Source organism: Microcoleus sp. PH2017_09_SFU_O_A (genome assembly GCF_020738625.1).
GTDB lineage: Bacteria > Cyanobacteriota > Cyanobacteriia > Cyanobacteriales > Microcoleaceae > Microcoleus.
The window spans coordinates 1-17,334 of the sequence record NZ_JAEQCF010000105.1; the positions used below are offsets into that span (position 1 = coordinate 1).

The 17,334-nt window shown below is 45.2% G+C and carries 12 protein-coding genes; 7 read left to right on the forward strand and 5 right to left on the reverse strand.

Going from position 1 to position 17,334, the window contains the following annotated elements; translation table 11 throughout:
• Nucleotides 1-495 precede the first annotated feature (495 nt).
• Entirely contained in the window at nt 496-675 is a 180-nt protein-coding gene (locus JGK16_RS29010) for a hypothetical protein (RefSeq protein ID WP_293148649.1), read from the forward strand.
• A 395-nt stretch (nt 676-1,070) separates the two neighbouring features.
• Here the strand turns inward: JGK16_RS29010 and JGK16_RS29015 are convergent, their stop codons facing one another.
• Nucleotides 1,071-1,598 (reverse strand): P-loop NTPase family protein, encoded by a 528-nt coding sequence (locus tag JGK16_RS29015; protein WP_293186826.1) that lies wholly within the window; start codon nt 1,596-1,598, stop codon nt 1,071-1,073.
• 354 nt (nt 1,599-1,952) lie between these two features.
• Between JGK16_RS29015 and JGK16_RS29020 the strand changes: the two genes are divergently transcribed.
• Together JGK16_RS29020 and rph are read left to right on the forward strand one after the other, a co-directional pair.
• A complete protein-coding gene (locus JGK16_RS29020; RefSeq protein WP_293186841.1) occupies nt 1,953-2,504 on the forward strand; it encodes a nucleoside monophosphate kinase in 552 nt (183 codons plus the stop codon).
• 312 nt (nt 2,505-2,816) lie between these two features.
• On the forward strand, nt 2,817-3,533 hold the full coding sequence (rph, locus tag JGK16_RS29025) for a ribonuclease PH (protein WP_293186827.1): 717 nt from the start codon (nt 2,817-2,819) through the stop codon (nt 3,531-3,533).
• Nucleotides 3,534-3,737: 204 nt separating this feature from the next.
• On the opposite strand, the gene JGK16_RS29030 is transcribed toward rph, so the two are convergent.
• Nucleotides 3,738-6,092, reverse strand: coding sequence for a tetratricopeptide repeat protein (locus JGK16_RS29030; RefSeq protein ID WP_293193447.1), 2,355 nt, complete (start codon nt 6,090-6,092; stop codon nt 3,738-3,740).
• A gap of 450 nt (nt 6,093-6,542) precedes the next feature.
• Here JGK16_RS29030 and JGK16_RS29035 point away from each other — a divergent pair, with 450 nt between their 5' ends.
• Nucleotides 6,543-7,367 (forward strand): 2OG-Fe(II) oxygenase, encoded by an 825-nt coding sequence (locus JGK16_RS29035; protein ID WP_293193448.1) that lies wholly within the window; start codon nt 6,543-6,545, stop codon nt 7,365-7,367.
• A gap of 40 nt (nt 7,368-7,407) precedes the next feature.
• Nucleotides 7,408-8,058: an alanine--tRNA ligase-related protein gene (locus tag JGK16_RS29040; RefSeq protein WP_293193449.1), complete on the forward strand. Its 651-nt coding sequence runs from the start codon at nt 7,408-7,410 to the stop codon at nt 8,056-8,058.
• 112 nt (nt 8,059-8,170) lie between these two features.
• Here the strand turns inward: JGK16_RS29040 and JGK16_RS29045 are convergent, their stop codons facing one another.
• A complete protein-coding gene (locus JGK16_RS29045; protein WP_293193450.1) occupies nt 8,171-8,377 on the reverse strand; it encodes a hypothetical protein in 207 nt (68 codons plus the stop codon).
• 455 nt (nt 8,378-8,832) lie between these two features.
• On the opposite strand from JGK16_RS29045, the gene JGK16_RS29050 reads away from it, so the two are divergent.
• Complete coding sequence (locus tag JGK16_RS29050) at nt 8,833-11,304, forward strand: zinc metalloprotease HtpX (protein ID WP_293193451.1); 2,472 nt, start codon at nt 8,833-8,835, stop codon at nt 11,302-11,304.
• A gap of 933 nt (nt 11,305-12,237) precedes the next feature.
• Nucleotides 12,238-12,804, forward strand: coding sequence for an RNA-binding protein (locus JGK16_RS29055; RefSeq protein ID WP_293186837.1), 567 nt, complete (start codon nt 12,238-12,240; stop codon nt 12,802-12,804).
• A gap of 673 nt (nt 12,805-13,477) precedes the next feature.
• Here the strand turns inward: JGK16_RS29055 and JGK16_RS29060 are convergent.
• Both JGK16_RS29060 and JGK16_RS29065 read right to left on the reverse strand, forming a co-directional pair.
• Nucleotides 13,478-14,494, reverse strand: coding sequence for a hypothetical protein (locus tag JGK16_RS29060; protein ID WP_293186838.1), 1,017 nt, complete (start codon nt 14,492-14,494; stop codon nt 13,478-13,480).
• Between the two features lie 110 nt (nt 14,495-14,604).
• On the reverse strand, nt 14,605-17,295 hold the full coding sequence (locus tag JGK16_RS29065; protein WP_293193452.1) for a CHAT domain-containing protein: 2,691 nt from the start codon (nt 17,293-17,295) through the stop codon (nt 14,605-14,607).
• Nucleotides 17,296-17,334 lie beyond the last annotated feature (39 nt).

Here is a 17,334-nt window from a genome sequence, read left to right on the forward strand (position 1 = left end):
CGAAAAAAATGTGCCTCAAATTTTAAGACTGAGATGTGCGTATTTAAATAATGACATCAAGCTAGGTGTTTCTACTTAGTCAAAAAGTGGGATGCTCCCAATTGTATATTTCAATCAATGGCGCAAAAGCATCAAATTCTTTCGCGTTCTTGGTTTCTTCCCTGGACTTACCTACAGGCGATCGATCTAGGTAGCTGCTGAGTATAGCTTGGCGATATGTTGTGTAGAAATTAGGTATAGCCTTTCTCAAAAAGATGAGGTATGACTGACAGCTTATATGACCACTAAATCAAGAGGGCCCAAGCCCAACAACGTACCTCACTTTTTTGGGAAAGGCTATAAAAAAAAACCGAAAATCAGATATAGTGCGAAACCATTTTTCTTGTGATATGTTTTGAGAGAAGGGCAAGTTTACGAACCAACAGATCAGTCCTTACCCGTAGAAAAGTATTAGGGCGGGCTTTGGCTCTAATTTATGCAGGAGATTTCTCTATTATGTTGCAAGAAAAACGTCTCAAGCCGTGGACTGTAGTTCGATCGCTTCCGAATGTGGAAAAGGTGGTTGTGGGTCAGTTTCGTAGTTGGTCTGATGCAGACGGTCACTTGCAAATTCTGAAGCGGATGGTTCCGGCCGACCGGTTAACTGTTGTGTTCGATCCGGTAGTTCCAGCGTAATATTGCTGCTTAGGAATGAAAATTAAATAACTTACATTTTTGATTGTTCTTGTGGGATGGGCGTCCCGCCCGTCCCGGAAAGACGGGCGGGACGCCCATCCCACAAATATGTGTAAATTATTTAATTTCTATTCCTTAGTTTAGTAGCGTGCGATCGCTCGCGCGAACTCAGCGGTCGCCTCTTTTTTTGAGCTAATAAAAATTTACATAAAAAAATACATAAAAATTGCGATCGCACGCGCGGGCGATCGCAACTAAAATCATTAGATATATTGCAAAAATACCTAAGACGGGCGAGACGCCCATCCCACACACAATTTTTTTGCTTGTGGAATGGGCGTCCCGCCCGTCCGAAATTTTGATTAAAAAGACTCAGGCAATCTTGTTTATTGTCGTTAACTGCGACGAATTTCAGTAACTTGGTCGGCAACATCCAAAATTGCTGGCGGCATCGAGGGCCCAGTCAAAATAATATCCAAATCGTGCGGCTTGTTGTCAATCAATGCGAGCACTTCTGTCTCCCGAATCAAACCTAAATTGACCGCCAAACTCAACTCGTCGAGAATAACTAAGGCGTAACTGCCGGAGAGCACCGCATTTTGAACGTACTCCCACAATTGTGCGATCGATCGCGTTTCGATCTCATCTAAATCCGCATTCTCAATGCAGCGGGGCAAATCGCACCGCACCCAATCTAAATTTTGCCCGAGTCGCACGGGATGTTGATGCCCTTGATTGATTCCCCCTTTGAGGAACTGCACTGCCAACACCGGAGATCCCTGTCCTGCAATTCTCAGGGCTTGAGCCATAACATTTGTAAAAAAGCAGCGGTGCGGGCCTGTAAAAACTTGCACCAGCCCTTTAACTGTGTAGGGCAAGCTGTGGGTCAAATTGAGTTTAGGGGTTTGTAACTGAGCAACCATAGGGCAATATTTAATTAGTAACTAAGTCTTGACTGCTGCTCCGAGCTGCACGTGGCTGGAGCCTGCTTAACAATATATAGTGTACTTGGCCGATCGCAGATCCGATCGAACGCTAGATATACAAATTGTCAAAAGCTAGCGGCAGTAGCATTCGGAGCCGTCAATTAGATTTTGAACTCAAGCAAGCACTTGTGCAGAAGCCTGCTTTTTTAGCGAAATATAGCAGGGAAGCCGACAGTTATGAAGTTATAGATCCAAAAACCCGGGCGATGAGAGTCTTGGTGGCTCCAGGATTGTCAATAAAAGGTACAGATCGCATAGAATTTGAATGTCGTGGCACTAGGAGCAGGCACTGTGAGATTGGTGATTCTGGGAGGGCCAGGAGCGGGAAAGGGAACTCAAGCACAACTATTGTGCGACAATTTGAGCATTCCTTTGCTTGCAGTAGGGGACATTCTGCGTGCGGAAATCGCAGGTGAGACAGACTTGGGCAAGTTGGCCGTGTCTTATGTGGAAAAAGGCGAGTTAGTTCCCGATGAAATTTTGATTCGATTTATCGGCCGCCGGCTGCTGCTGTGGGATGTTTTTAATGGCTGGGTGTTGGAGGGATATCCGCGAACGGCTTTTCAAGCTGAGGAATTGGATTTTTTGTTAGACGATTTGGCGCAGGAGCTAGATTGGGCGGTTTGGTTGAAGGTTCCGACTGAGGTGTTGCTGAGTCGATCGATCGAACGCGATCGATCGGACGATGAACCGGAAATTTTGCAGCGCCGGCTCGATTTGTACGAGGAACGCACTATGCCGATTTTAGAGTATTACGAACATCGGAACAAGCTGTTAACTATCAATGGCGATCGATCTCCCGAAGAAGTGCAGCAGGATATTCTTAAAATGGTTAATAGTTAGTTGTTAGCTGTTATTTGTTATTTGTTGGCAAAAAACCAATGCCCGATGCCCAAGGAGTGTCAAGTTAAGACTGAAAGCCTTGAGAAATCTAGTTGTTACCTCAGTCTAGATCCCCCTAAATCCCCCTTAAGAAGGGGGACTTTGAGAAGGTTCCTGTCCCCCCCTTCTTAAGGGGGGCTAGGGGGGATCTAGGTTTAATAGTTAAACCGCAGTCTGTAACTGGCTTAGAAGTTAAATTGACACCAATTCCCAATTCCCAATTCCCAATTCCCCATTCCCAATTCCCCATTCCCAATTCCCCATTCCCATTTTATGTCCATAAAACGTGCCGACGGTAGACAACCAAATCAACTTCGTCCGATTAGTTTCGATCGCGAATTCAACAAATTTGCTAGCGGTTCGGTGCTAGCAAAAAGTGGCGATACTCAGGTACTGTGCAGCGTTACGATTAAGCCGGGAGTGCCTAGGTTTCTGGAGAATACCGGAAAAGGTTGGCTGACGGCGGAGTACCGAATGTTACCAGGCTCTACACCGCAGCGACAAGAGCGGGAGTTTATGAAGTTATCGGGGCGCACTCAAGAGATTCAGCGGTTGATTGGCCGGAGTTTGCGATCGTGCTTGGATATGGAACTTTTGGGGGAACGAACGATTCTTGTAGATGCTGATGTGTTGCAAGCGGATGCTGGGACTCGCACGACTTCTATCAATGGCGCGTTTGTGGCTGTGGCTGATGCTTTGAATAAGTTGGTGCAAAAAGGTGATTTAGTGCGATCGCCTTTGATTCGCCAAGTGGCGGCCGTGTCTGTGGGACTTTTGGAAGGCGAGCCGTTTTTAGACTTGAATTATCTGGAAGATGTGGCGGCGGAAATTGATTGTAATGTGGTAATGAATGGAGATTTGGACATTATTGAAATTCAGGGAACTGCGGAGGAGGGAAGTTTTAGTCGGAGTCAGTTAAATCAAATTTTGGATTTGGCAGAAACTGGGATTCAGGAATTGTTGGAGGCTCAGCGACAGGCTTTGGTTTAGTAGGAATTACGCATGGGAGTCCAGAAACCGGGTTTTTTTGAGAATACTTCGTCGCAGTCGAAAGATTTGGTAAAAACCCGGTTTCTTTGGTCGGAGTGCGCGATACTAAATCTGGGCAAATTTATCTTCTTTATGACTCGGCGGTTGAAACCGCGTCTACACAAACGAAGTCCGCCTCCGCGGACTAAGAGGGTATTTGTATATCTAAAACTCAACTTCATCGCTCTTACCTCTGGCTTTTCGCACTTTCTCAACTTGGTTCGGTGCTTCCATTGCATTGAAGAGTCGAATCGCCTCTTGAAACGGAGTCTGACTCTTTTCGGCATCACCCATCTTTTGGTAAGTTAAGGCACGCTGATAATGAGCCTCAGCTAGATCGCATTTTGCGCCGATTTTCTCTAGAAGTGCGATCGATTCTGAATGATGGGAAAGCGCTGTTGTAAAATCGGATTGTTCTCGATAAAGCTCTGCTAAACCACTTAAAGCTTTAGCCTTAACCTGAGTGTAGTGAGTTTTTTCGGCAAATGCGATCGCTTGGCGGAACATTTCAAAAGATTTTGCAGGTTCTCCTAAATTTTTATAGGTTAAACCCATAAACAATAAACTGTAACCCGTAGCCCAAGAATTTAAAAGCTTTATTTTAAATTCTTCACTCTCTTTAACTTTTTCAGTAAATTCAAGTGCTTTACTTGGAACTCCTAAACATGAATAACAAAACGCCAAACAAAACCACGATCCTACTGTATGTCGATGATATGAATTGTTTTCAGCAAGTAAATTTGCACTTTCAAAATAGCTAATTGCATCTTCTATTTCTCCGAGTTCTAGTTTACAAAGTCCTATATTAAAATAACTAACTATATTTAAACCTATAATATTAAAATCAATGGCGATATTTTTTGATATTTTGTGGGATTGAATGGCTCGATCGATAGAGCCTGTTAGCCAGTATAGATCGCCTAAGATATTATAAATACGGCTCAATGAATAGCTGGGTTGAATATAGTTTATTATTTTGCCAATCGCAGAAATCATTTGTTTTAACAATCCCAAACGATAAAAAGAAATACCTAATAGTTCACCTTCTCGCAATTTATTATCCCTTGGTTTCAGCAGAATCTCAGCAGCTAATTCAAAATTCTCAATTTCTATATAGTGATAATAAGCTTCAACAGCTATTAATGCTTGTTGTACAGTCTCTACTATTTCAACGCTTTCAGTCCAAAACTCTGCTGCTTTGCGATTTGCCTCTTCCCAATCTTCACTTGCTCTCAGCCGCGCGATCGCCTCTTCCCGAATCATCGGATGCAACCAATATTCTCCCTTATTAAACTCTACCAAAGAGCGATTTCGCAAAGATTCAATCACCCGTCTGCGCTGTCCTTCAGGCACATCCCACAACAAACAAAATAATCCCTCAGTCGGGACAGTCGGCACATCCTGATAGCGATAGCATCCCAAACGGTAGAGGAGTCGATAGGCTTCTGAGTTAAGTTCTTGCAGGCGATCAAACTGACTGGTTACTAAGTTTTCTAAATCAGCCTTAACCAACAGATCGCCACTATTATTCCGCCAATAAGCTACGATATCTCCATCAAAATCTTCTAGAATTGCACCGCAGAGGATACCCATTGCTTTCGCATTTCCTGCATAAGCTTTGTGCATCGCGTTCAGTGTGGAAATATCTATATTAATATGGCGATTCATAAAAAATTGCTGCCACGCTTGCTCATTCAATCCCGGCAATAAATAGCGATCGACATTTACATCAGGTTCGCACATACGAACGCGGCTGGTTATCAGCGTCACAGACAGCACTGTTGGATCAGCCAAAACTCGCAATAATTCAACATAGCGGCGATGGGGTTCAATAAATCTGCCTTGTCCATCTAGTGCGGGTTCTAAGTTATCAATTAAGACACCTATTTTGCGAGTTTGAAGTTGCCGCTTTAGCCGCCGCAATATCTCCCAAAACTCTCGCCCTGGTTCTTCATCAAAGTCTTGTTTCAGCCATCCTTCAATTACACTATCTACAAGTTGAATATTATCTTTTTCCTTGGCCATTGGGAGGTCTAGCACTAAGTCAAAACCCTGAGAGTTGAGATATTCGTGGGCCAATGTGGTTTTGCCGACACCGCCGGTAGCTTGGATGACGATGATTTTTGCGCCTTGGTTGATATGGGTGTTGAGGGAGGCGATCGCCCCTTCGCGTCCCACAAAATTCTGGTTTGGTACTGAGGGATGTGCGATCGGCCCTTCACCTGCTGCAAAATCGGACTCTGGCTGCTGTCGCAAATAGTCCCGAATCTTGGGCAGCCAGGAGGACTTATTGATTCGCTTCGATTCTCCCATTTCCAGGGCGATCGCCTCACCGATGTCCGCGCTGACTCGTTTGGCATGGATGACACTGTAACCGCTATCCTTCGCAGCATTCTCGATCGTCTTGCCCTGCAAAAACTGATCGATCAGACTGCACTGGGCATCAGTTAAAGGACGATTTTGAAAAGCTGACAAAGCTTTTTTGACCCAATTGACCATTGCTGTGCGATCGTCGGCCATATACCAAAAGATACTTTTTAACGTTGGTTTAGTGTAGCGTCAAAACAGTTGCCATTACAAGGTTTTTGGTAAAACAAGTTTGACCTTTGTGCGATCGCTTCATGGCAACGAAACACCAAATGATACTTTTTAGTTCAAAAAAGACTCATGCGCTTTTTAGCTAGTCACCCGATCTCTAACAAGACCACAACCCTTATCAATTGCGGATATTAGGTATCTCAACATATTTTTTTTGTATTCAAAGTGTTAATAGGGCGATCGGAAAGTATTAATAGTGTTCTTGAAAGTTGATACAAAAAAGACTAGCTCATTAAAAAATAAGTCTATATCGTAGAACGTAATCGAGCAAGAAACTTTGTTGACAGCAAAGTTCTTACTCCCCGCAATTCTTGTATCTAACACTTAGGCTCAAACCAATCCAAACTATACACTTCTTAAAGGAATCTGGTCATGCTGGCACAAACTACAGAAACAAAGACAGGTGAAGATGGTTTTTTGAATTTAGAAACAGTGCTTAACTCTGAGGCAATTCTATCTCTCATAAAAGGTCAATTGCTCGCCATTCGAGTTCGTCATTACTATCCTGAACTTTTCTGTCAACGAGTTCAAGAAAGGTTGTCTAGCAAAGAACGGATGGGAGTCTATTCAACTATTGGTGCGGCAGAGATTGGTCGCGATCGTCTTTCCTATTACGAAACACACAACGACCCAGTACATTGGCAGCAATACTACGCCCAAGCTGGATACAACATTCGAGAAATTCGAGAAATTTTCGATCCTTACTATTCACCAATCGATCGACTGCGACTTAACTTAGACGAAGTGTGGCCCGCCGGAGCACATCTCGAAAATATTGATGGTTTACCTATGTTTGTCGGCTTGACTCGTCTTCTTAAAGAAGGGTCTTACATTTTCCCTCACAATGACAATATTCAAGAGGATTCCAATTTCAATCCACGCGCAAGAGAAATTCGGATTCAGCTTGCGGCAAACGTTTACCTCAATATGCCAGAGTCAGGAGGTCGCTTGTTATTATGGGATGCTTCTATGCTTCCCGAAAATTTATCACATTGCCGTCGTGAAGACGCCTACGGATTTGACCCTGAAAAGATTGGCCCTCCTAAGCTTGAAATTCAACCAGAGATTGGCGATCTAATACTGTTTAACTCGCGGTATCTTCATTCGGTATCGCGTGTTGGTGTTGGCGGACGCTTGAGTAGCTCTTGCTTTATTGGTTTTCGTTCTTTCAATTGTCCGCTCTCTTACTGGAGCTAATGACTACTGTTTTTTACACTTTAATTTAGAGGTTTTCATTGTGACCACTCTTAAGCTGTACCTAGAAGACTCAGACCTTTCGGAAGCAACTGCAAAGATTGTTGAATTGATTAATGGCGAGCAACGGATTATTCGCCTCGATCGAACTATTTTTCACGCTCAAGGGGGCGGACAAAAATCTGACATTGGGTTGATTGACAATGTTCTTGTCACTCATGCCTCTCATTCTGATAACTATGTCGATCATTACGTTTCAGATTTCGGAAATCTCGAAGTTGGGCAGGAGGTAAATATTTCAATCGATATCAACAATCGTTTGATTCATTCCAATCACCATGTTGCAGGTCATTTGATTGCAGCATTAATTGAGAAAAGTTTCCCCGATTTGCAAGCAACTGGAGGGCATCATTGGCCAGGACAAGCACGAGTTGAATTTTCAGGGACTCTACCACCCATTGAAAAGGTTCAGGAAAGCTTAAAATCCGATTTGGCAGAGGCAATCTTTGAAGATATACCTGTACAAGTTAAGGGCGATCCTTACGGCAGTCGCAAGATTGCCATCGGAGATTTTCCTGCTGTCTCATGTGGCGGGACACATCCTAAGTCTCTTGGCACGTTGAGAGAAGTAGAAGTGACTAAAATTAAATCCCAGAAAGGAGTCCTCAGAGTTAGCTACTCTGTAGCAAATTAGAGACAATGTAGGGTTTGCATTGCCAGCCCTGCCAAATTGCGCTCGACACATTTGACTCATTCTAGCCCATGCGATCGCCCCACCATCCAAGAAACCGGGTTTCTACGATAATTTACGCATCCTCATGAGATTTTCCAAAGAAACCCGGTTTCTCAGGCTCCACGCGACTATAAAAAACCCAGTTTCTGCGATCGCGATCGACTTTTTGTGGGTATTGTGCGATTCTTAATAAAGAATCTTTGTAATTACCAATTGCTAAGATAATGCAAGCTGAAAAAATATCAATTTCCCTATCACCAGAGACTGTTGGCGAATTCATGGGGCGTCACCCCTCACCTCTGGAAGTCAGTATTTGCGTTCGCTATTTGTAGTTAACAGCTACATGGTCAATTAGATATTTAGTCCAGAAACACCTTTTTGAGGGGTGATGGGTGAAACCCTTTCTTGATTCGCCAACAGTCTCTTTTGAAATCGCGACTACACGAACAAAGTCCGCCTTCGCGGACTGAAGAAATAAAAGTATTTAAGCCTGATTTGATAAATTATACTGTATTTATTTTTTAGATTTGGGACGGGCTAGAAGCCCATCCCACTCATTGTTTTAAGGAAAATACGGGACGGGCTAGAAGCCCATCCCACTCGTTTTAAGGAAAATATGTTCATTGGATACCTCGGCCATCTTCCCTCAAGATCCGTGACATCCCGTACATTGCTAGTTGCCGAATTGCCTTCGGGTGAGGTTATCTTAGACAAGACGCGATCGCAATCACAGTTATGGCATCTCCAAACAATCAAAATTCGGCGGATTCATCTCTGAAACAGTCTCTAGAGGCTGGGTTAGCTGCTTTGAAACAAAAAGATTACCAAAGCGCGATCGCCCTTTTAGAATCCGTCAGCCAAACCGCAGCAAATCAACCGCCCGGAATCCGCGCCCAAATGGGATTAGTCGTGGCATACAAAGCAACCGGAAATCTCAAAAGCGCGATCGCCCTTTGCACTTCCCTCACCAACATCCCCAACACCCAAATCAAAACCTGGGCCGATCGCACTTTAAAAGAATTAACCCCCCCAAAACCACCGGAAACTACACCAGAAACCGGCTTTGTCGCCTTTGATTCAGCAACGGAATCGCGGAAGGAAACGCTTAAGGGCGCTCGACAAACCGCAGACCAAAAAACCGGATTTTTACCCTTAGAGCCGACTAGCGCCCCAGCAAACACCAAATCCACACATATTTCACCGCCACCTCCACCCCCCAAACCGCCGATTCACCCGACACAAGAGGGCGAGCACGGGGACACCGCCCCTACAGCAACCGCAACCGATACAGAAACTAGCGGCGAAAACAGTTCCGGTTCCCCAACAGATATCCCCGGATTCGCCAGCCCCGATACCTACGAACTTACTTGGCGCCAAGCGGGGCGCACCAAAAGTCCGCGCCCTCTCAAACCGCTAAAGTTGCTGAATTTTCGGATCGAAGCAGTTGGAAGTGCGATCGCCCTATTTTTTCTAGCCCGATTAGTCCTACAATTCCTGCTGACAAACATCAATGCTCTATTAGTTCAGCTTTACATATTTACTAGATTGCCAATTTTTCAGCCAATTCAGCTTTTTTACCGAGATCCAACTTTCTTCCTCCAGATTCTTTTCGGATTGCTTTTGGCGTCTTCTCCCTGGCTGACAGACGCCCTGCTAAAACTTTTTTGCGGTATCGAAACCCTGCGCGGCTCAGTTTTATCCAAGCACAGCAAGGAAGCGACGCGCGTACTCCGCAGTTTTGGCACCAAGCAAAATATGCCAACGCCTGTACTGAAACTCTTACCGCTCAATGTTCCTGTAGCTTTCAGTTACGGCTGTTTGCCCCGTTTTGCTCGGATTGCTGTCAGTCAAGGGCTGTTAGATCAATTGACGGATGATGAAATTGCCACTATTTTCGCGCGGGAGTTGGCGCATATTTCTCACTGGGATTTTGCGCCGATGTCGCTGGCGATGTTGGTGCTTCAGATTCCTTACCTTATATATTGGCAGACTGCATACTGGGGCGAGCGGTTGTGCGATTTAATGACGATCGACTTTTTGCGTCGTACTGTGAGAGTTGTCACCGCCGCAATTTCTGCTACCAGTTACGGAATTTATAAATTACTGCGTTGGCCGATGTTGTGGTTGTCGCGCCGTAGAGTATATTTTAGCGATCGCACTTCCGCAGAAATTACCGGCAATCCCAACGGTTTGACGCGAGCACTAACTAAAATTGCGATCGGCATTGCTGCAAATATCGAACAACAAAAACAAACTAGCTTTTTCCTCGAAAGTTTCGATTTGTTGTTACCCGTCGGCGTCGCACAAGCTGTAACCTTTGGTGGTGCTGCATTGCGCGCGCCCCTAAAACAGATTTTGTTGTGGGATGTCACCAATCCCGATCGCGCTCTTTTGACAATTAACAGCACGCATCCTTTGATGGGAGAGCGTTTCAAGCTGTTGGAACTCTACGCTCAATTCTGGAAACTGGAGACTGAGTTAGATTTGGCGAGTCTGTCGCCGGAAAAACCCAAAACAGGAAAATTATCTCTGTTTAAATCCATACTCGAATTTAAAGACTCAAAACTATTTTTACAAGGTGCGCCGTTTTTTGGGATTCCGATGAGTCTGGGGATTGTTGCACTGCTGTGGATGGTTAGCTGGCTGTTTTCCAAGACGAGTATTTGGCAATTGGATTGGCTTTTGGGCGATCGATCGATTCTTTGGGGCTGTTTGCCGATCGGATTTTGTCTCGGTACTTTGATGCGGATTAACTATTTTTTCCCCGACATTACGCCACGAGAAACCACTTCACCAAGTTTACTAGAAATTTTGTCAAACTCGAAAACTCTACCGCTAGATGCTCAACCTGTGCGCCTTTCCGGGCAACTTTTGGGTAGACCTGGTATTGACAATTGGCTGGGACAGGATTTGATTTTGCAAACGGCGACGGGTTTGGTGAGGTTGCACTATGTTTCGATGATTGGCCCGATCGGCTCTTTGTACCCATTTTTGCTCAAACAGACGACTCGCCCTACCGATTTGATCGGAAAACCGGTTGTGGCGACTGGTTGGCTGCGTCGGGGTGCTACTGTGGCGATCGACCTAGAAACTCTCCGCAGTCAAGAAGGACTCGTTAGTGACAGCGGACATCCGATTTGGTCTGCGATTTTGGCCTTTGCTGCTGCTGTTTGGGGCGCGTACATCATTATCCAAGGCGGAAGATGAGACAAGGTACGTTGTTGCGCTTCAGCGCTCTTGTCTATATGAAAGAGCGCTGAAGCGCGACAACGTACCTTTATGGAATGTGACGGACAACCCCCAGCCGGACAACTGTCAACTGTCAACCCTTCGTAAAGAAAAGTTGCTTTTTTGCCGACCTTCTGTTACATTTGTTTACATGAATCGGATTGAACCAAATAGCGCAATAACTTCAATTGGCTAAAATCGATAAGGCATTGCGTAAAAATTGTCAACCTCCCAACACAGCAAGTTCAGCCAGCCGCCTGTCGGCTGTTTTTTTTCGACAGCGAATTTAGCTCTGCGGAATGAATTCAGAAAAGTGATTCAGATACGGTTTTCGTTCAATACAGCATGAAATCTTGCTAAATAACTAGCTCTGTTACCAAGGCTGTGATACCTTTAAAGAATGGTCGGACGCTGCCGGGCCCGATTTGAGGGATACCGGGTAAATGAGTAGTCCTCAACATTAGGAGCGAGATTAGAAGTGAGGTAAGATTACTGGCTGAAAAAATGTTAGCGATTTTCTCCCTCACTGTATTAGACTGAATACTGGCATTCCGATCGCTCGCAATTGACATCCTTGGACATAAATTTCTACACGGCGCTGGCTATAAACATTCTGAATCAAAACCGGAAGCAAGTAATACAGAACAGCCAATAGCCTAAACATTTGAGTGATGACTAAAAGTTTACACAACAACCTGAGATTTAAAAGCTCTCTGCATTGGCGGTTCAGTTCCGGCACGATCAGAGTAAATCATCTTTTTGTTCTAAAAGGTGGGGGGAGCTGTCAAGGTTGGTGGGAGGAATGTGCAAATTCTGTGGTTATGCGGTGTTTCCCTGCGGTCAATATTGATTTGACTTCAGGTAATTTTGTTCGAGCAAACTAATTAAAATCCCAATCTGGAGGAATTTTTCATGTCTATTCGTCTTTATGTTGGTAATCTACCGAAGGAACTCGATCGCCTAGAATTGCAAGAAGTTTTTGCACCCGAAGGCGAATCTGTTACCACAAAGGTAATTACAGATCGCAAAACTGGTAAATGCAGAGGATTTGGCTTTGTGACGGTGCTAACCGACGAACAAGCAGATCAAGTTATTGAGAAATACAACGGCTTGATGTTCAAAGAAAACCCCCTGAAAATAGAGAAGGCCTTACCCCGCTCTAAGGGTAAATCTGAGAAGGGCGAAGACGATCAGCAACAGTCATCATCGCCTGCTGCCCCGCAGTTGGCATCATCGTCGCCGTCGCAGCCAGTCCCTGCACCGCAGCAACAGCAGCGCTCGGCTCCTCCTACCCAAGGTGGAGGTGGCGGTTCTAGCAAAAGCAATCGCCGTCGCGGTGATAACAACAAGTCTCGCCGCAATCAGTCAACAACAACGGTTTCGAGTGCTGATTCCGGTTCGGTGCAGCCAGATCCGCGCTGGGCGAGCGCTTTGGAAGAACTCAAGCAAAGATTGGTGGAAGCTCAGACTACTAATTAGTCGCAAGGGCCCACTAATTGCTGCTATCTCTCGACTGCGGTTGAGTGATTTGAGTTGGAAGTGCGATCGAGAATTGGTCAAAACAGCCGAATTCTCGATCGCACTATTTTATAAAAAAAGTTCGGCAAGCGGAAAACTCTGAGTCTTTAGACCTGAGATGAAAGTGGCACGGGCGGTTTTAACCGCCGTGAATTTTTCTTAATTCTTAACATTTTTAGCAGTGTAAAAAGGTCTTTTGCCGTTACACTCTCTTATTGGGATGGATACACAGGTGTAAACCTGGGAAGCAAATGCCTACCATATATTAAAGGTACGCGGGGACTCTCGCGTTACCAAGGGCCCGAGCCCCTTAAACGCTTGAGGAGCTTGCCCAAAGGCAAGGATAGCAGCCCGCCATTTTTTGGCAATAGGATTGCGCCCAGGAACCCTAGCAATAGGGATATTAAGAACGAAATTTCTTAAGAATCTCAGTCGCGAAGAGCGCTGAGAGTGTCAATGCAAAAAACCTCTACTCTAATATCTAGAAGTTTCTTCGGGTGTGTCGCCTCGGTAAATCTTTAGCATTCAAGCGCAAATCTCCCTGGCGACGCACCCTACAGAAATTTTTGATTGAGCGATTGAGCGATTGATTCATCAATACTTAATCTTTCCCTCAATCCGCTATAAATCATGTTTATTCGCCCTCAGAAAATTCGATCGTCTCAATAAAGTCAAAAATCTTGTTCATAATGCCCTCAACCTCCGACTCAAGAGAACCCAATTCATCCTTAGCCTGATAAACTCGCTGACAACTTACCGTGTAGCAAAAATCGTCAACTATAAAAGCCATAAATCCCCGGTAAGCATCCACTTTAGTAGCTGCGGCATCTTTTTCTTGCACGCTGAGAGTTGCACTCCCCGGTAAATCGACCACTGCAAAATAAGCTTCTTCATCTTCTAAATATTCAGTGTAGAGCAACTTAGAATCAGCAAATTTAGCGAGAATTTGATCGTCAATAAACTTGTTAAGAAACGAAGTAAGATAAGCCCATTCGCCCGCTGACTCGATTAATTTTTCCACTTCGCTAGCCGTCTGGAAATAATCAATTTTCAGCAAAACACCAAAGCCATCAGAAAATGCAACATAGCCTTCTCCATCATCAATCCTACCGCCTCGTTGCTTGTCAACTGGAATTGAGACAGTAAAATTGCGTTTAGCAGACAGGTACAACGGCTCCTCTTCTAAATCGAAATCAGCCTCTTCGATTTCTAGGTGGGAGTATGCAGCAATTACATCCCCGATAATTTCTTCGGCTTCCTCATCGTCTACACCTAATACTTCTTGAAATTCCTTGAGAAAATCCCGGTGCTTTTTCGACACTTCATCATCTACGACAAACATTGCTACGACAATGGCAAAAGTATCCAAAACCACCTCATTTGGAAGTGATTCATGGGCGGTATTAAATAATCCTCCCAAACCATCTTCCGCGATAATATTTGCCAAATGTTGAAACATTTCTGACATATCATCTTCCGAGAATTCAGCAAATATTTCTGAATCCCAAAGTATGCTTTCTAAGATATCTGCATCGGCGTCAGGGGAATTAGCCTCCGCTGCGACAAGTGCGATCGCCGCGACGGATTCCTCTAAACTCAAGGTGATTGAGGATTTATCTTTTGACTTGAATATTTTAGTAAAGTTGCTCATGGTTTTTGCTTGGCTAAAGAGTTTAGTTTTACGTTTGGCCTGGAGCATCTCATTTTTGCAAAAAAGATTTTTTGACAATTTGGTATTAAAATTAGATGCGCGCTAGCTGATTACCAAGGACTGCCAATTAGTGTAAATCCGGCCCAAAATTTGGGATGAGATAAATCTGAATTTGGTACTTGTCCGGCCCGAGTAAGATCGATCGCCCTTTTTTGACTCCCCACCAACTTACCATCTTTAATCGCGACCTGTTTGCGAATCATCGCCAGTTGAGCTTGTCTGAGGGCTTCAGCCTTAATGGGAGTCGATCGCAAATTAGCATAAAACTCAGTCATCAGCCCCAAAGTCGCAAAATCATTAACTTTCCACAAACTCGCCAAAGCTGATTTTACACCGCTGCGGACTGCCAGTCCAGCAAAACCCATTTCTGCGTCACTATTGCCGATCGCAGTTTCGCACGCACTCAACACCAATAACTGTACTTGCCTGCGATCGTACCACTTCGCCAACCGAAATTTATCCAGAGCCAAAGAGCGGTTCCACAGGTCAATTTCAGCCTCCTTGCGTCCGTTTTGATGTTGCGGGAAGCTGGCGTGAGTAGCTAGGTGAACAATCTCAAAAGCCTGTTGCTGCCGCCGCTGTTTGGTGAGATTTTCCACGGTAAAATCTTGATTGAGAAAAAAGCGGCCGCGCCACAGCGGTAATTCACCAGCATTTTGGGTGTTGCTTGTGGTACCGGCGATCGCAGATAATTCGATCGGCACCGCAGGCAACTTTGGTTTATTAGTATGGGGGAATTGGGAAGCACCCATCGCTAAAACTTGAGCGTTTTTTAAGCTTTCATAATTAGTGCTAGTCAAGCTGACACTGGGAATTGAGCCGAGGCTGTACTTTTCTACTAAAAAATGTTCGCCATCGTAGAAAGCTGCTATGGGCAATTGTCGCAAACCTGCATCGAAGGAAAAAACTAGCATATCTATATTTAATTCTGCTAATTCTTTAGAAATTGGCTCAACAAATAAATCATAAAGTTGCTTCGCATTTGCCAAGTCTTTATCTTCAAGACTATCTGGATTTGAGATATTTTTTTGAAATTCATTTACGATTTTATTCAAGTTTACACGATTGACTTTAATAGATTTCAGAATTGGAGGGCCTTCGGGAACTACTAATATTAGCGACAATGATTCGAGACTGGCGAAGGCATAAACGATTACGGCTTGTTTTCCGGTTTCTGTCTTAATTGTTTTCAGAGTTTCTCTGATATACTCAACATTGACTCTTTTGTCAGTAAAATCTTCTTTAAAGTAGTTTTCATAGTCTTGTTCAAAGAGTTTATCGATTAAGGCAATAGCCTCATCAGCATTGCCTTGATCTAAAGCTTGTTCAACGCTAAATCTGCTAATTTCTAAGGGAAAAAGATTGGGAATATTTGCGGGTGGGGGAGTTTCGGCTGCTGGAGTTGGTGCTGGAGTTGGAATTGGTGCGGGTGCTGGAGTTGGAATTGGTGCGGGTGCTGGAGTTGGAATTGGTGCGGGTGCTGGAGTTGGAATTGGTGCGGGTGCTGGAGTTGGCGGCGGAGTAGTTTCGGGAATGCTTGCCAAGGAATTAGGCTCGATCGCCTCAACGGGTGGCTCAATAGTAGGCGCAGGAGTAGGAGTTAAGACTATCCAGCCATCGGGTTGTTCTGTAGCAGAAGAACCAAGTTCGGGCGGTTTTTCTGGCGGGTTTTCAGGAGGCGTTATTAAAGTAAGATTCGGTTTTTCAACGGGCGGTGGTGTGAGGGAAAAGTTGTTCTTTGGATCAGTAAATGCCCAGTTAAAAGTGCTGCTTCCTGTTTCAGGATTTGGGGTGATAGTGGTTTTTGCTCCTAATAAATTGCCAATTAAATAAGCTAAATCTTGTTGCGGATTTTCGCTTTGGGCGGGTGCTACTGCGGCTGGGGGAATGGGTGCGGGAATGGGAGAGAAAGAGGGTGCAATTACAGGTGGAATTGCTGCTACAGGCGGATTGTAAGGCGATTGTAGGGGTGCGGGTGTTGGATTGGGTGCGATCGCACTTGGAGGTGCGATCGCACTTGGAGGTGCGATCGAGCTTGGAGGTGCGATCGGGGCGGTGAGTTGGGCGATCGGGGGAATTGTGGGTGCGGCGGGTATGCGATCGCTCGCGCTTGGTATTGTTGGGGCTGAGGGCTGTGTGCGGGTTGTGCGGGGCGGAAGCGTGAAGAAATTGGTGTTTAGCAGTTCTTGGATGGGGGAAAGGTCGATCGGCGGGGGTTCGGGTGTTGGGGATGGGGTTGGGGTTGCGATCGAGATTGCGGGTGTTTGGGATGGGATTTCGGGTGTTGGGGTGGGAGTTGCGATCGGGCTTTCGGGTGTTGGCGTGGGAGTTGCGGCGGGGGATAAACCCTGTGGTGGCTGGCGTCTGGGTATAAGTAAAGGTGCGGGTGTTGGTGCGGTTGTCGGTGCGGGTGTTGGTGCGGTTGTCGGTGCGGGTGTTGGTGCGGTTGTCGGTGCGGGTGTTGGTGCGGGAGTTGGTGCGGTTGTCGGTGCGGGAGTTGGTGCGGGAGTTGGTACGGGCGTAACGATTTCAGGAACCGAGATAATTTGAATGCGATCGCGATCCTGTTTGTAAGTATAGCGATAACTGCGATCGGGGAAAATCGTTTGTTGGGGATTACTATTTCCCCTAGTAATTGCACCAGCCGTTCCATTTGTCTGAGAATTGCCGACAATAAAAGGCGGCGTTGCTGAACTAGGGTATGATGAAATGGTCGTCGGAGCGTCACAAATCACACACATTTAAAAGGAATATTATGCAATGCCCGGAATGTCAGTCTA

What these genes read in the sequence shown, in the direction of transcription:
- JGK16_RS29010 (WP_293148649.1), top strand. Translation starts at nt 496, where the DNA reads ATGTTGCAAGAAAAACGTCTCAAGCCGTGGACTGTAGTTCGATCGCTT.
- JGK16_RS29015 (WP_293186826.1), bottom strand. Translation starts at nt 1,598, where the DNA reads ATGGTTGCTCAGTTACAAACCCCTAAACTCAATTTGACCCACAGCTTG.
- rph (WP_293186827.1), top strand. Translation starts at nt 2,817, where the DNA reads ATGTCCATAAAACGTGCCGACGGTAGACAACCAAATCAACTTCGTCCG.
- JGK16_RS29030 (WP_293193447.1), bottom strand. Translation starts at nt 6,092, where the DNA reads ATGGCCGACGATCGCACAGCAATGGTCAATTGGGTCAAAAAAGCTTTG.
- JGK16_RS29035 (WP_293193448.1), top strand. Translation starts at nt 6,543, where the DNA reads ATGCTGGCACAAACTACAGAAACAAAGACAGGTGAAGATGGTTTTTTG.
- JGK16_RS29045 (WP_293193450.1), bottom strand. Translation starts at nt 8,377, where the DNA reads ATGAATTCGCCAACAGTCTCTGGTGATAGGGAAATTGATATTTTTTCA.
- JGK16_RS29050 (WP_293193451.1), top strand. Translation starts at nt 8,833, where the DNA reads ATGGCATCTCCAAACAATCAAAATTCGGCGGATTCATCTCTGAAACAG.
- JGK16_RS29055 (WP_293186837.1), top strand. Translation starts at nt 12,238, where the DNA reads ATGTCTATTCGTCTTTATGTTGGTAATCTACCGAAGGAACTCGATCGC.
- JGK16_RS29060 (WP_293186838.1), bottom strand. Translation starts at nt 14,494, where the DNA reads ATGAGCAACTTTACTAAAATATTCAAGTCAAAAGATAAATCCTCAATC.
- JGK16_RS29065 (WP_293193452.1), bottom strand. Translation starts at nt 17,295, where the DNA reads ATGTGTGTGATTTGTGACGCTCCGACGACCATTTCATCATACCCTAGT.